The organism is Megasphaera sp. An286 (assembly GCF_002163455.1).
GTDB lineage: Bacteria > Bacillota > Negativicutes > Veillonellales > Megasphaeraceae > Megasphaera > Megasphaera stantonii.
Window position 1 is genome coordinate 1 of sequence record NZ_NFIY01000017.1, and the last position, 15,384, is coordinate 15,384.

The following is a 15,384-nucleotide window of genomic DNA, read 5'->3' on the forward strand; positions in this document are numbered from 1 at the left end:
CCCCCCCCCCCCCCCCCCCCCCCCCCCCCCCCCCCCCCCCCCCCCCCCCCCCCCCCCCCCCGCCATGCGTTATACTGATAAAGAGTATGTGTATACAGCCGATAGGAACCGGCTCGTATGCATATCCCCTTTTAGTTATTATACATTGCATGTATTGAAATATAGCATGGCAGTATAGGTTATTCGTCCGATAAAAAAGCTGGAGCTGGTTGATCGTGAGGGCGAGGCCGTATGGCCATGGGCAAGGAGGAAATCATATGATAGGCAAACGAAACTTAGGAAAAGCTGTCGTTCTGGGCTTACTGTTAAGCACTGGCATGTATGGAGCGGCATGGGCAGCTGAAGAAGTAAGAGGTGGATTATGGACTGATGCAAATTATACGACCCAAGAAGGAAATGATTTAAAAATTGTTGCTGATGGAAAAGATGGTCATGGAAATATAGGCATAGGCTATAATGGTACGGTAAATGTACTCGGCGATAAGTTAACCGTTGAATCAGTTTCTAATGCGATTCAAAGCGGCTATATAGAAAATGCTAAAGTACAAATTTTGGCAAATAATATTGAAATCAATGCCGGAGATAATGGTATTTTTACAACAACAGAAGGCGGATATAAAAGTACAGTTATAATAGGCTCGGAAGACAGAAAAATCGAAAGCTTAACCATTAACGCTGGCGGTCAGGGTATTGATAATAAAAAAGGCAATGTTTACATTTACGGCACCGATGACAGCCAGTTTTATATTCATTCCTCAAATAAAAGCGGTAAGAACTCTAATCAGGCGGCCATTAATAATTCGGCGGATAAAGGCGAGATTAGTATGACCGGCGGTTCTATTAGACTGCAAACAGATAAAGCTGACAAAGGGTACGGTGATGGTATTACTAACAGCACAGGTACTACGACTTTAAATTTTAATAGTATTAAAATGGATGTAACAGGAAACGGCATCCATAATACTTCGGGGACAGTTTCTTTAAATACAAAGGGGAGTAATACCATTACGTCGGCTCAGCAGGGTATCTATGCTGAAGAAGGCACGGTCGATGTGACTGGTAAAAACAACACCATTATTGCTGGGGATAGGGTTTATTATAAAGAAAATAATATTATCTATACGTATGGTAAAGATTTAGCTATTCATGCTGGCAGTGAAAACAGCAAAGGGACTGCTACTTATGCGAGAACGGTAAACTTAAAGGCTAATAATGGCGATAATGCTCTTTTTGGCGCTGTATATGCAATAGGTAATAGTACGAACGTTACCATACGCAATGCAAAAGGAGCCCAAAGTGGCGTATACTCGGCGGCAATTATTGGCGGCGCAGGCGGCTTGCAGGACGAAGAAAAGTTTTATGGTAAGCAAGTTGTATCAGCATTATATGCTGAACATGGCGCAACGGTTGACTGGTCCGGTAAGGATAACATGTTCTTGTCCTATGCGGATAATACGGACAAGGATATGTTAGAAAGAACGGTCTGGGCATACGACGGCGCGACGATCAATATTGCTGGTAAGACGGTTATTCGTACGAACCGGTATAAAACCAGTCCCAATAATTTGGATGTGGCCATCGCTGCTGGCACGGGAACCAATTTAAAGCCAGAAGATATTAGTTCTCCCGATAATGTAGATAAAACGAAAGTCAACATTACATACGATAAAGACAGCTATATTGAGGGCGATATCCTTTCGGCTTATACAGGTAATGTAACCATTGCGGCGAGAGACGGCGCGACGAATGCCAATATGCATATTACAGGTAATCTCCTTGCTGGTAATAATGGGATCATGACGGTAGACCTTGGTAACGGCGGCACACTGTCCGGCCGCATTGACGATTACGGCGATGCCGGTTCTGTCGAAAACAGCGGTCACGGCACGGCGAATGGAGAGGGAGAGACGTTTTTCAACCCAACATTCAGCAGCACGATTTATCAAGGCGGCGAAGTGAACTTGAAGATGGGCGAAGACTCGAAGTGGACGGTTACGGGCCAGAGCTGGGTTACGAGCGTGGATACGGGAAATAGCGAACACGTCGAGATTGACCTCAGTGCGACGGACTCGGCATTGAATAAAACGGTACAGGCTTTAACGATCGGCGAAATGAAGGGCAACGCCATGTTTACGATGCAGCTCGACGGCGATAGAAAGGTCAGCGATATGCTGTACATGAAAAAAGCAAACGGCGAGTATTTCATCAATTTGAAAAACGCCGTGACTGTAGAAGATATGTATAACGGATTTGACGGTTTGCGCTTTGCAACGGTCGGCAAGGGTTCTCATGCTACCTTCAGCGCCGGTACATATGGCAACGGTGTGTATAACGTCGAATACGAAGTCGGCACGGACGATTATGCTACCAGCACGGAAAATAAGGCGTATAACAGCACGGCCAACGACGGCCAGATGGATGCGGCGAAACCGGGGAATGCTTTGGTAGATAATCTCTTTAAGGATGAACCGCAGGGAGCCGCGGCATACGGCGTCATGACCTTAGCGGCTGTGGATTCGCCAGAGGCGACGGATTCGTCCGATACAACGGAAGATATGGGCACGAATACGGGTATGAACGGTGAGGTATTAAGCGATACGACGAACTTTAAGCTTATCGACGTCAAATCGACGGAATTATCCAATGCCGGCAAGACCATCATCGACATGTCCAAGGTCAACTATTCCAACGCCATCTACATGGACCGCCTGAACAAGCGCATGGGTGAAGCGCGGTACATCGACGGCGACGAAGGCCTGTGGGTACGCATCCGCCACGACCGCATCGGCAAGTCTGATGCCTTCCGCAGCAAGAATACCATGATGGAACTGGGCTATGACAAGCGCGTCGACGACCGGGAAGACGGCGAACACCGCCGCGGCTTTGCCATCGACTACATGCGTGGCACGGCCGAGTATCATAACGTAGCCGGTGACGGCGACGTACGGCGCGGCGGCGTATGGTTCTACGATACGTGGCTCGGCAATAAGGGCCATTATTCCGATTACGTCCTGAAATTCGGCAGATTGTCCAATGATTTCGACATCTACAGTGAATTGGGCGAAAAGATTACCGGCGACTACAGCAACTTCGTCTACTCGGCCAGCGCTGAATATGGCCGCAAGAAGGACATCGGCAAGGATTGGTATTTTGAACCCCAGGTTCAGCTCCAGTATGCTCACGTCACCGACGCCGACTACACGACGAGCCAGGGCACGAGCGTCGAACTGGACGCTATCGACAGCCTCATCGGCCGCGTCGGCTTCCGCCTCGGCAAAGATATGGGCGAAAACAATACCTTCTATGTCAAGGCCGACGTGCTTCATGAATTCCTGGGCGATCAGGATATCAGCGCCTTCGACGCTACGGGCCGCCTTGATACGACCTACGAAAACGAAGGCACCTGGTACGACGTGGGCCTCGGTTTCTCCCATCAGTTCAGCAAGGGGACGTACATGTTCCTCGACGTGGAAAAGACCTTCGGCAATGACAACGAAGACACATATCAGTTTAACGTCGGCATGAACTGGAAGGTCTGATTGCTGGTGAAACGGCAAGCGATATGCCCCGTGTGCGGCAAGGAGTTTACAGCCGATCGGTCTACGCAGCGGTACTGCAGCGACCTCTGCCGCCGGTACGCCTATCGCCATCGGGACGAAGCACCGCCGGCGCAGCGAGCCTGCGGAAAGACGGTGCGCTCCTTCCGCTGCCTGCGCTGCGGGACGCTCGTCTCCGTGACGAACCGCGCCGACAAACGGGTAAAATTCTGCTCGCCCCGCTGCGAGCGGCTGTATTGGAAGCACTCGGAGCACGCCGCGTGCCAGGCCGTGGTGCGTACCTTTTCCTGCCGGCAGTGCGGCCGGACGGTGACCGTCACGGAAGCAAAGGACCGGCGAACCGCCTTCTGCAGCGCCGACTGCCGCATACAGTGGTTTTCCGCGCATCGGAAGCGGACACCGTAGGTAGATATGATAAGAAAAGAGTCAGAACAGACGAACTGCGTTCTGACTCTTTTTGTATATATAATAATGTAATATATAGAAGCGATCGGCGCCTTGACGAGGCGGCGAGGGTATGCTAGGATAAACATGAAAAAAGAGATGCTAGCCGACAAACGGTTAGCCCAATACTATATTGCAAAATAGCCGCAATCAGAATTGGAGCTCTGGGTGGCGGCTATTTTTGCGTGTGCTGCAATACGATGATTAACACCATTAAAAGCAACAACGTTACGTTTACTTGGGCTATATCCATATGCAACACCCCGTTTCTAGGGGCATAATTTAACCGCGCTGCCGTTTGGAATGCATAGCATCTCTTGCCTTTTATGGTACAGGATAACAGGACGTGCTGTCAAGGGAAAATCGTCCGTATGTTCGATTGGTATACGCCTTGACGAGCCTGTAGGGCTATGCTAAGATAGAGGTGAAAAACGAGGCGCTGCACCGACAAACGGTTCGCCCCAATTATATTACGCACAAAAATAGTCGCAACAATGGGGATTGGGCGGCTATTTTTGTTTATTCTGTGTCAGGATGGTCAACACGATAAGGAGTAACAGCGTTACGTTTATCTGGTCAAATCCCATACACATCACCCCGATTCCGGGGCCCGATTACCGCCTGCCGTTTGGAGTATGCAGCGCCTCTTGTGTCATATGGTACAGGACAGGCAGGCGCTTTGTCAAGAGAAAACCGTCTGTATGTTCGATTGGTATACGCCTTGACGGGCTGATGGAGCTATGCTAAGATAGAGATGAAAAACGAGGCGCTGCACCGACAAACGGTTCCCCCCAATAGTGTTACTAACAAAAATAGTCGCAACCTCGGGGAAAAGGAAGGCGGCTATTTTTGTTTGTTTTGTGTCAGGATGGATGGGCACGATTACCGTCTGCCGTTTGAAGTATGCAGTGCTTCTTGTGTCTTATGGTACAGGGCAAACGGGTGCTTTGGCAAGAGAAAAGCGTTCGTATGTTTGTGTATGGGGAGCCTCTCTTGCAGAATGATTCTATCTTTAGTATAGTAATACTATACAATCTATGCAGGAGGTAACGGGCGATGCCGTTTAAAATTATTTGCGGAGACATTACAAAGGTACAGGCCGATGCCATCGTAAACGCGGCTAATGAGCGGCTGTTGATGGGCGGCGGCGTATGCGGCGCTATATTCCGGGCAGCCGGATATGCCGAGCTGACCGAAGCTTGTCAGGATATCGGGCATTGCCCGACGGGCGACGCTGTCATCACGCCGGCCTTTCATCTGCCGGCGCAGTACGTCATTCATACCGTAGGGCCTGTGTGGGAAGGCGGCGACCATGGTGAACGGGAATTGCTGTACCAATGTTATGCCAAATCGCTGGCCCTTGCCGAATCCTACGGCCTTCGGTCTATTGCCTTTCCGCTGATTTCATCGGGCATCTTCGGCTATCCTCGGGAAGAGGCCCTTCAAGTCTGCGAGGAAGCCATCGAAGATTTTTTGGCCGTTCATGAGATGGACGTGTATTTAGTGTTGCTGTCGTGCGAGGGCGTCGGCGAATTAGAATACGTATAATATACGGCGTACTGCGCGGCGGTGAAGGGAAAAGACAATCTCAGCAAAGACTTTTTTGCTGAGATTGTAAAAAAAGTACTTGACGGAAAGGATTTTTGTGATATAATTACTCTTGTGCTAAGGAATCAAACACAGCTTGCCGGAGTGGCGGAATGGCAGACGCACCTGACTCAAAATCAGGCGGGTAACACCGTGGGGGTTCAAGTCCCTTCTCCGGCACCAAACCGATATAATCCGAACTTGTTTCCAGTAGGAGATGAGTTCGGATTATTTGTTTTAACGGAAAAAGGAGAACGTTGCAAATGCAAATCAGCGGGGCGTCGCCCGCCATACAATTAAATAGTAAAGGCAGATTTACATGCCAAGATGGTTCTGTCAAATACATACCTGCAACAACTTGATATTGTCTTCGTTTGGCGTATAGCTTGACGAGCCTGTAGAGCTATGCTAAGATAGAGATGAAAAACGAGGCGCTGTGCCGACAAACGGTCAGCCCCCTTTATGTGTTAACAGAAATAGTCGTCAACAGAATTGGTAGGCTGCAGACGGCTATTTTTGTTTGTGCGAAATGAGATAAAACAACACGATGAGTAATACTAAGGTCGCATTGATAGAATCCATACGCATCACCCCGTTTCGGGGGCTGGATTTGACCGCCTGCCGTTTGATGTGCACAAACGCCTCTTGCGTCCTATGGTACAGGACGAAGGGGCGTATGTCAATAAGGAAAGCGATTGTATGTTCGATTGGCATAGCGCTTAGGGAAAGACTGTGTTTCATGGAACCGGGAGATACGGGTTTCATGAAGCGCAGTTTTTTTGCTTTTACAACCCTTAGCGCGCAAACTATGTTGAAAGAAGGCTGCGTCATTTGATATGATAAAATAAATCATCATATTCTATATATAAGGGAGAGGTAAATCGTGTACTCATGGAAACATATGCTGCGCAGCGCCGTCGTCTGCGCTGTGATTGCCGCGTCGTCTATGACGGCCTTTGCCGGGGAGTCGTCGTATTTGGAACAGGTGGACCCGCAGCTGCGGCCGGCGCTGGAACAGAGCTCTTCTCTGGATTTCAATCAGCCCGGCGCGCTGGAGGATATTAACCGGAGGGCCGGAGCCTTAGTCGGTTCGCCGAATTTGCCGAAGGACGAGGCTGTACAGGTGTACGACGTGTATATTCCCAATGGCGACGGCTCGGACAAGCTGCGCCTGCGGGTGTACAAGCCCGTACAGGCCGAGGCGGAACTGCCGGGGATTTATTGGATTCACGGCGGCGGATTCTTGTTTGGCGTGCCCGAGCAGGACGAGGCCCAGAGCCTGCGGTTTGCCAAGGAGGTAGGGGCCGTCGTCGTATCTGTCGATTATCGGCTGGCTCCGAAATATCCCTATCCGGCGGCCATCGACGATACCTATGCAGGGCTGAAATGGTTTTTTGACAACGCCGCGTCCTTAGGCGTCGACGATACGCGCATCGCCGTTGCCGGTGCCAGCGCCGGCGGGAATCTCTGCGCCGCCGTGGTCTTGATGGCTCGTGACAAAGGCGAAATACGGCCGGCTTTTCAAATGCCCCTGTACCCCATGCTGGACGACCGCATGGCCTCGCCGGCCAGCCGTGAAGTCATGGACATGAGGGTGTGGAACAACGTGTCTAATGTCTTTGCATGGAAGGCCTATATCGGCGATGCCGTCGGGACGGATCGGGCGACGGCCTATATGGCTCCGGCGAGGGCCGACGATTTGTCAGGACTGCCGCCGACGTATACCTGCGTCAGCACGCTGGATCCCTTCCGGGACGATACGATACGCTACGCCCAGCGCCTGGCCCAGGCCGGCGTGCCGGTGGAATTTCACCTCTATCCCCGGGCCTATCACGCCTTCGAGGCCATCGCCAAGGGAACGGACTATTCAAAGCGGGCTATCGACGAATACGTCCGCGTACTGGACGAAGCGCTGAACCCATAAATCGCATATCTGACAGGAAAAGGCTGCCTGAGGGGCAGCCTTTTTTGTCTATACGGATATCCTGTCTGTTGCAGCGCGTAAAAATCATATATAATATATACAGAAAGCCATGCGAAGGGAGGAACCTATATGTGCTCTGATGCTGTTTTACATGCCATTATTGCGGAAATTGCCCGGGCCTATCGCACTGCATACGGAACGGCGCTGCGCCATATATATTTATATGGTTCGTACGCCCGCGGCGATTTTGAAACGGATTCGGATATTGATTTAGTTGCCATCGTTGAGGGGGAACGCGGCGAATTGCAGCGGAAATTAAAAGATATATGGAATATTTCGGCAGAGCTGGAGTTAGAATATGACGTTATTATTTCGCCTACGGTGATTCCGGCGGCAGAGTTTGCCGCATATGATGGTGCGCTGCCGTATTATGCCAACATTGCTAAGGAAGGGGTCGAAATCAGTGCCTGACGCGAAAACCGCCCTTATGGCATATCGCTTGGAGAATGCTTCGGAAAAACTTAAAGCTGCCGACATGTTGTATCGCATCGGGTGTTATAAAGATGCGATACATCGCTCGTATTACGCCATTTTTTCAGCTATGCGGGCAGTGCTGGCCTTGGATGGAATAGATTATGCAAAGCATGCCGGTGTTATTTCGTATTTTTAGAAAACATATATTAAAACGGGTATATTTGAAAAAAAGTATTCAAAGTATATTAGTATTGCCTTCCAAATTCGAAACAACTGCGATTATGCCGATTTCTTTTTAGTCAGCGAAGACGATGCGCATGAGCAGTTAACTCATGCGAGGGAATTTATAGAGGCCGTTCGGCAATATCTGGAAGACATAGGTCGTACATAAACAGACGCAGCCCCAGCGGAAGAATGAGAGCCATTCTTTCGCCGGGGCTGCGATTTTTTTAGCATATGGAATTAGGTTTCTTCCTGCAGCAGGCGTTTAGCCGTGAACTGGTCCGTAATGAGGACGTTGGCGTAGCCGCCTTTTAGGGCTGCGCGTATGCTGGCGACCTTGGCTGCGCCGCCTGACAGGAGGATACTGTATTCCTTGGTCCGCAGGCAGTCGAGGTCGATGCCGACGGTGCGGTTGTTCAGCTCGGGGCTGGAAATATTGCCGTCCTTGTCGAAGAAGCGGGAGCAGATATCGCCGACGGCGTGGGTCTTGAGAAATTCCTTTTCTTCTTCGTCGGCGTAGCCCAGACGGAAAAAGAGGGCGTTGTCGCGGACGGTGCCGACGCTGAACAAGGCGATGTTGACGTTGCGGCCCAGCTCCAGGACGCGCTTGATGTGGCGGTCCTTATAGACCATATCTTTTACGGTTTTGGAATCGAACAGTACGGGCAGGGGCAGATATTGGGCGATGGTTTCGTAGTTTTTGGCGAAGCGTTCGAGAATTTCGTTGGCATAGGTTTCGCCGGCGGCCAGGGTAATCCCCCCTTCGAGCTGGACGATCTGCGCGCCCCGCAGGGGGTGGGGCAGAAGGGCGTGGGACAGGCAGTGCATGGTCGTGCCCCAGCCGACGCCGATGATGTCGCCGTCCTGGACGATTTTGCTGAGGTATTCAGCGCCTACCTGGCCGATATATTTTTTGATGTCTTCTTCGTCTTCAATGGGCGCGTTGGCGATGCAGGCGTCCTTGAGGCCGAAGGCGGAAATGATTTTTTTGGCCAGGAGGCTCTGGTCTTCGATGGGGTCGAAGATTTCGATGCGGACGAAGCCCATGTCCTTCGCGTACTGGAGGATGCGCGACACGGACGGGCGGGACAGGCTGAGCTCTTTGGCTATTTCGGTCTGGCTGTATCCCGATTGGTAGTATAGTTTGGCAGCGCTGATGGCTATTTTGTTTTTATTGTTTTGCATGGTAATCCGCCTTATCTGAGAAAATGGCAATGTAGTTCATAGCTGTTTGTATTATCTTATTATATCACAGGATGAGGCAGCAAGGATATGTATTGTCAAAAATAAACCTAAAATAGAGGCTATCTTTTAATGACAAATATTCTATAAATAGCATACTCTGCTTATAAAATGCGAAAAAGACATAATGAATTGACTGGTTATATATGATATGCAATACTAAGAAAAAATGTAAAATAAATATTGCAATTATTTTCATATGCTAATATAATTAAGACAACGCATAACCCATATGCTGAACCTGAAAGAAGAGAAGAGAAAAGAGATGTGTTGAAAGGAGTCTGGTATTATGCAGAAGAAGTATGTTATGGCGTTGGATGCGGGGACGACGAGTAACCGTGCGATTATTTTTGACGAAGAATCCCGCATCGTCAGCGTCAGCCAGAAAGAATTTACCCAGTATTTCCCCCAGCCTGGGTGGGTAGAACATGACGCGAACGAAATCCTCCATACGATGGTGGAAGTCATGAAGGGCGCCTTGGAACAGAGCGGCCTGACGGCGGCCGACATTTCGGCTATCGGCATTACGAACCAGCGCGAAACGGCTGTCGTATGGGATAAGACGACGGGCTGTCCCATTTACAACGCCATCGTCTGGCAGTCCCGCCAGACTGCGGCTATTTGTGAAGATTTGATCAAACAGGGCCTGGTCGACGAATTCAAGGAAAAGACGGGCCTGGTCATCGACGCTTATTTCTCCGGCACGAAGGTCAAATGGATTTTGGATACTGTCGAAGGGGCGAGAGAAAAGGCCGAAAAGGGCGAGCTCCTCTTTGGTACCATTGATTCGTGGCTCATCTGGAAGCTCAGCGGCGGCACGGTACATGTAACGGATTATTCCAATGCGTCCCGTACGCTGATGTTCAATATCAAGACCCTCGAATGGGACGACCAGCTCCTTTCGTATCTCGACGTGCCGAAGAGCATGCTGCCGGAAGTCCGTCCGTCCAGCGACGTGTACGGCTGCACGGACCCGGCCATTCTCGGCGCTCCCGTCAAGATTGCCGGCGCGGCAGGCGACCAGCAGGCGGCTCTCTTCGGCCAGACCTGTTTCGATCCGGGCATGGCGAAGAACACCTACGGTACGGGCTGCTTCCTCCTCATGAATACGGGCACGGAACCGATCACATCGAAAAACGGCCTCGTCACGACGATTGCCTGGGGCCTCGACGGCAAGGTAGAATATGCGCTCGAAGGCTCGATTTTCGTCGCCGGCTCGGCTATCCAATGGCTCCGCGACGGCCTGCGCCTCATCGACACGGCTCCCGACTCGGAATGGGTAGCCAAACGCGTCCCCGACTCGGACGGCGTATACGTCGTGCCGGCTTTCGTCGGCCTCGGCGCGCCGTACTGGGATATGAACGCCCGCGGCACGATTATCGGCATTACCCGCGGCACGACGAAAGCCCATATCGTCCGGGCAACGCTTGACTCCATGGCGTATCAGACGATGGATGTCCTCAGTGCGATGGAAGCCGATTCGGGCATCAAATTGGCGGCGCTCAAGGTAGACGGCGGCGCCTGCGCCAACAACATGCTCATGCAGTTCCAGGCCGATATTCTCCGCGTGCCTGTCGACCGTCCCCAGGTCATCGAAACGACGGCTCTCGGCGCGGCATACCTGGCCGGTCTGGCTGTCGGTGTATGGGAATCAAAGGACGAACTGCGCCATAGCTGGAAGCTCCAGAATCGTTTCGAACCGACGATGGACGCCGGCAAATCGGCGGCATATTACAAAGGCTGGCGCAAGGCTGTCAAACATGCCATGCACTGGCTCGACGACGAAGACTAATGGCGTAGCGTTCAGAAAGCGGGTGTCTGTATATGGATAACTTAATCGGTGAATTTTTTGGTACCATGGTGCTTATCGTGTTCGGGGCCGGCGTCTGCGCCTGCAACACGCTGACCAAATCGAAAGGCCAGAACGGCGGCTGGATCTGCATTACCGTCGGATGGGGCTTTGCCGTAACCCTCGGCGTATTTACGGCGACGACTCTCGGCGCGCCGCAGGGCGACTTGAACCCTGCCGTCACGCTGGCGAAGACGATGATCGGCATTTACACCTTTGAACAGTTCCTGGCGACGTCGGTCGTCCAGATTCTCGGCGCCATGGCCGGCGCGGCCATCGTCTGGCTGGCATACCTGCCCCACTGGGCGGAAACGGAAGACAAGGCGGCTAAATTGGGTATTTTCTGCACGGCTCCGGCCATCCGCAACTACCCGGCCAACATCCTGTGCGAAATCATCGGCACGTTCTTCCTGGTATTTGTCATCTGGATGATTTTCTCCAAGCAGGTCGGCGCGATTCCTCCCGGCGTAGGCCCGTACATCGTCGGCGTCCTGATCTGGGCTATCGGCCTCAGCCTCGGCGGTCCGACGGGGTATGCCATCAACCCGGCCCGAGACCTCGGTCCTCGCCTGGCTCATGCGATTTTGCCCATTGCCGGCAAAGGCGGCTCCGACTGGGGATATGCCTGGGTTCCCGTCGTCGCTCCAATCATCGGCGCGCTGGTAGCCTACGGCGTAGCTTCGGCTCTCAGCATTTTCTAATAATTCTATAAGCGGTTACGCGCAGGGACTTCTGATGATGACAGGAGTCCCTGTTTTATCGGAAGGGCTTGCGCAGACGGCGATTTTCTCATAGCTAAATTCCGCACAATGCAAAAATGGAATTTTGTAAAATTGCTATTGCAATTATTTTCACAAACAGATATAATGAAACCATCAGGTAAACACTATTGTATTGGATTCCGCAAAGAAAGAGGTTGTAAACATGACAAAACAAGCAGATGTCGTCGTCATCGGCGGCGGTATTACCGGCGCTGCCATACTGTATGAATTGGCAAAATATAACCTTCGTGCAGTCTTGGTAGAACAGGAACCGGAACTGGCTGCCGGCACGACAAAGGCCAACAGCGCGATTCTCCACGCCGGCTTCGATGCTCCCACTGGCAGCATGAAGGCCCGCATGAACGTAGAAGGCAACGCCATGTACCATGAGCTGAAGGACGAACTGGATTTGGAAATCGAATGGACAGGCTCCTTCGTCGCCGCCGTAGACGACGAAGAAATGAGCGTCCTGCAGGAACTCCTCGAACGGGGCCAGGCCAACGGCGTTCCCGGCCTTGAAATCTGGGACGGCGACAAGGTCCGCGAAAAGGAACCGAACGTCAGCAAGGATATCAAAGGTGCTCTTTGGGCTCCGACTGCCGGCATCTGCTGGCCCTTCGGCATGGCCTTGGCCTTTGCTGAAAACGCCGTCATCAACGGTGCCGAAGTGCTCCGCGAATGCCAGGTAACGGGCATTACCGTAGAAAACGGCGCAGTGAAAGCCGTCGAAACGGACCAGGGCACGATTGAAACGAAATATGTCATCAATGCCGCCGGCGTCCATGCCGACGACGTAAGCCGTATGGCCGGCGACGATTCCTTTACCATCACGCCGCGCCGTGGCGAATACATCCTCTTTGACAAGACGGCGCAGAAAGACCTCGTATACTCGCCGATTTTCCCGACGCCGACGAAAATGGGCAAGGGCATCCTCGTCTGCGCGACGACTCACGGCAACGTATTCGTAGGCCCGAACGCCCACGACCTGGACGGCAGTGAAAAAGACGACACGGCCGTCACGATTCCGGGCATGAACGAAATCCTCGAAAAAGCCCGCAAGCTCGTACCGAACATTCCGGCCGGCGCAGCGATTACGGAATTTGCCGGCGTCCGCGCCGTATCCAGCACGGGCGATTTCATCATCGGCCAGTCTGAAAAGACCAAGGGCCTCTTCCAGGCAGCCGGCATCCAGTCTCCGGGCCTGACGTCGGCCCCGGCTATCGCCAAGGCTATCGTAGGCGAAATCGTCGCCGAAACGGGCGCGGCGCAGAAGGAAGACTACAAGAAAGGCCGTCCGGCCCAGCCCTGCTTCCGCACCCTCAGCGATGACGACAAGAAAGCCCTCATCGCGAAGGACGCCGCATACGGCCGCGTCATCTGCCGCTGCGAAACGATTACGGAAGGCGAAATCATCGACGCTATCCGCCGCCCTGTAGGCGCGCGTACTGTCGACGGCGTAAAACGCCGCACCCGCGCCGGCATGGGCCGCTGCCAAGGCGGCTTCTGCGGTCCCCGCGTCACGCAGATTTTGGCTCGCGAACTGAACATTCCCGTAACGGAAGTTCGCAAGGAAATGAGAAAATCCTATATGTTCTACGATAAAGAAACTCAGAGCGGAGGTAAGGCATAATGGCTGAACAACTGTATGATATTATCATCGTCGGCGGCGGCCCGGCAGGTCTTTCGGCCGCATACAGCGCTTGGGAAAACGGCGCGAAGAAAATCCTCGTCCTCGAACGCGACCGCGAAGCGGGCGGCATTCTCCAGCAGTGCATCCACAACGGCTTCGGCCTGCATCACTTCAAGGAAGAACTGACCGGCCCGGGCTACGCGCAGCGCTGCTACGACCTGGTAAAAGATAAACCGGAAATCGAAATCCTCGTCGATACGATGGTTCTCGACGTCCATGAAGATAAAACCGTCACGGCTGTCAGTCCGAAACACGGCCTCATCACCGTACAGGGCAAGACGATCATCCTCACCATGGGCTGCCGCGAACGTACCCGCGGCGCCATCCGCACGCCGGGCTACCGTCCGGCCGGCGTATTCACTGCCGGCGCAGCGCAGCGCATGGTCAACATGGAAGGCTACCTGCCGGGCAAGAAGATCGTCATCCTCGGCAGCGGCGACATCGGCCTCATCATGGCCCGCCGCATGTCCCTCGAAGGCTGCAAGGTGCAGGCTGTTCTCGAAATCTGCCCCTTCTCCAACGGCCTGACCCGTAACATGGTACAGTGCTTGTACGACTACGACATTCCCTTGTACCTGTCCCATACGATTACGGCTATTCACGGCAAAGACCGCGTGACGGGCATTACAGCGGCTAAAGTCGACGACCATATGCAGCCCATTCCGGGTACGGAATTCGATATCGACTGCGACACGCTGCTCCTGTCTGTCGGCCTCATTCCGGAAAACGAATTGTCCCGCGGCTTAGGCCTCGCCATGCATCCGCTGACGAGCGGCCCCATCGTCGACCAGCACCGTGAAACGAGCATGCCCGGCATCTTTGCCGCCGGCAACGTCGTTCACGTTCACGACCTCGTCGACTTCGTATCGGAAGAAGCAGAAATCGCCGGCAAGTTCGCTGCCCTGAAGGCTCTGGGCCAAATGGAAGGCGAAGTCGCCGACGTCAAGGTCGAACCGGCCGACGAAGTACGCACCTGCGTGCCCCAGCACATCCGCGCCGCAGCCGAAGGCGAAACGGTCCGCTTGTTCATGCGCGTCCGCCGTCCTCTCAAGAAATGCCGCCTGACGGTTACGAGCGGCGACGACGTCTTAGTGAGCAGAGTCCTCCCTGTCGCTAAACCGAGCGAAATGATTGCCGTCAACGTGCCGGCTGACAAAGCGAAAGGCCATCATGCCGACTGGACTGTTTCCGTAAAGGAGGAAGCGTAACATGAGTGTAGAAACGAAACAACTGAACTGCATCAACTGCCCCATGGGCTGCCTGCTGACCGTTACCTTGACGGACGGCGCGATTACGGACGTAACGGGCAATACCTGCCCCCGCGGCGAAACGTACGCCCATCAGGAATTGACCAATCCCCAGCGCATGCTGACCTCGACGGTACGCATTTCCGGCGGCGAGCTGCCTCTCCTGCCGGTCGTATCGAAATCGACCCTGCCGAAGGGCAAAATCCTCGAATGCGCTCAGGCGCTGCGGGCCGTTTCCATCGAAGCCCCCGTTAAGACCGGCGACGTCATCGTAGCCGATATCCTGGGCCTCGGCGTGGACATCGTAGCCAGCCGCGATATGGATAAGATTTAAGGAACACGCAAGGAAGACGCAGTATATGCCAATATAATGCAACCTTCATCAAA

11 protein-coding genes, 1 tRNA gene and 1 pseudogene are annotated in these 15,384 nt (G+C 53.0%); 12 read left to right on the plus strand and 1 reads right to left on the minus strand.

The features are described from left to right. Positions 1-257 precede the first annotated feature (257 nt). The 7 genes and pseudogenes from B5F80_RS08275 to B5F80_RS11430 all read left to right on the plus strand — a co-directional run bounded on the left by B5F80_RS08275 (position 258) and on the right by B5F80_RS11430 (position 8,377). Positions 258-3,539, plus strand: a complete 3,282-nt coding sequence (locus B5F80_RS08275; RefSeq protein ID WP_087478358.1) for an autotransporter outer membrane beta-barrel domain-containing protein — start codon at positions 258-260, stop codon at positions 3,537-3,539. 6 nt (positions 3,540-3,545) lie between these two features. After that, a complete protein-coding gene (locus B5F80_RS08280; protein ID WP_143747171.1) occupies positions 3,546-3,962 on the plus strand; it encodes a hypothetical protein in 417 nt (138 codons plus the stop codon). Positions 3,963-5,057: 1,095 nt separating this feature from the next. Further along, on the plus strand, positions 5,058-5,549 hold the full coding sequence (locus B5F80_RS08285) for a macro domain-containing protein (protein WP_087478360.1): 492 nt from the start codon (positions 5,058-5,060) through the stop codon (positions 5,547-5,549). 138 nt (positions 5,550-5,687) lie between these two features. Beyond that, a tRNA-Leu gene (locus B5F80_RS08290) sits at positions 5,688-5,771 on the plus strand. 700 nt (positions 5,772-6,471) lie between these two features. Then, positions 6,472-7,512 carry an alpha/beta hydrolase gene (locus tag B5F80_RS08300; RefSeq protein WP_204246375.1) on the plus strand — a complete coding sequence of 347 codons (1,041 nt, stop codon included), beginning with the start codon at positions 6,472-6,474 and terminating at the stop codon, positions 7,510-7,512. A 129-nt stretch (positions 7,513-7,641) separates the two neighbouring features. Further along, positions 7,642-7,983 (plus strand): nucleotidyltransferase domain-containing protein, encoded by a 342-nt coding sequence (locus B5F80_RS08305; protein WP_087478363.1) that lies wholly within the window; start codon positions 7,642-7,644, stop codon positions 7,981-7,983. Between the two features lie 16 nt (positions 7,984-7,999). Further along, positions 8,000-8,377 (plus strand): annotated as a pseudogene (locus B5F80_RS11430) (HEPN domain-containing protein). Positions 8,378-8,448: 71 nt separating this feature from the next. Here the strand turns inward: B5F80_RS11430 and B5F80_RS08315 are convergent. Further along, on the minus strand, positions 8,449-9,393 hold the full coding sequence (locus B5F80_RS08315) for a sugar-binding transcriptional regulator (RefSeq protein ID WP_087478364.1): 945 nt from the start codon (positions 9,391-9,393) through the stop codon (positions 8,449-8,451). 346 nt (positions 9,394-9,739) lie between these two features. Between B5F80_RS08315 and glpK the strand changes: the two genes are divergently transcribed. From glpK to B5F80_RS08340, 5 genes are all read left to right on the plus strand, one after another. Beyond that, positions 9,740-11,242 carry a glycerol kinase GlpK gene (gene glpK, locus B5F80_RS08320; protein ID WP_087478365.1) on the plus strand — a complete coding sequence of 501 codons (1,503 nt, stop codon included), beginning with the start codon at positions 9,740-9,742 and terminating at the stop codon, positions 11,240-11,242. Positions 11,243-11,274: 32 nt separating this feature from the next. Beyond that, entirely contained in the window at positions 11,275-12,000 is a 726-nt protein-coding gene (locus B5F80_RS08325) for an MIP/aquaporin family protein (RefSeq protein ID WP_087478366.1), read from the plus strand. A gap of 223 nt (positions 12,001-12,223) precedes the next feature. After that, positions 12,224-13,690, plus strand: coding sequence for an NAD(P)/FAD-dependent oxidoreductase (locus tag B5F80_RS08330; protein WP_087478367.1), 1,467 nt, complete (start codon positions 12,224-12,226; stop codon positions 13,688-13,690). Next, positions 13,690-14,958 (plus strand): NAD(P)/FAD-dependent oxidoreductase, encoded by a 1,269-nt coding sequence (locus B5F80_RS08335; protein ID WP_087478368.1) that lies wholly within the window; start codon positions 13,690-13,692, stop codon positions 14,956-14,958. Before B5F80_RS08330 ends, B5F80_RS08335 begins: the two co-directional genes overlap by 1 nt. A gap of 1 nt (position 14,959) precedes the next feature. Continuing rightward, positions 14,960-15,331: a DUF1667 domain-containing protein gene (locus B5F80_RS08340; protein ID WP_087478369.1), complete on the plus strand. Its 372-nt coding sequence runs from the start codon at positions 14,960-14,962 to the stop codon at positions 15,329-15,331. Positions 15,332-15,384 lie beyond the last annotated feature (53 nt).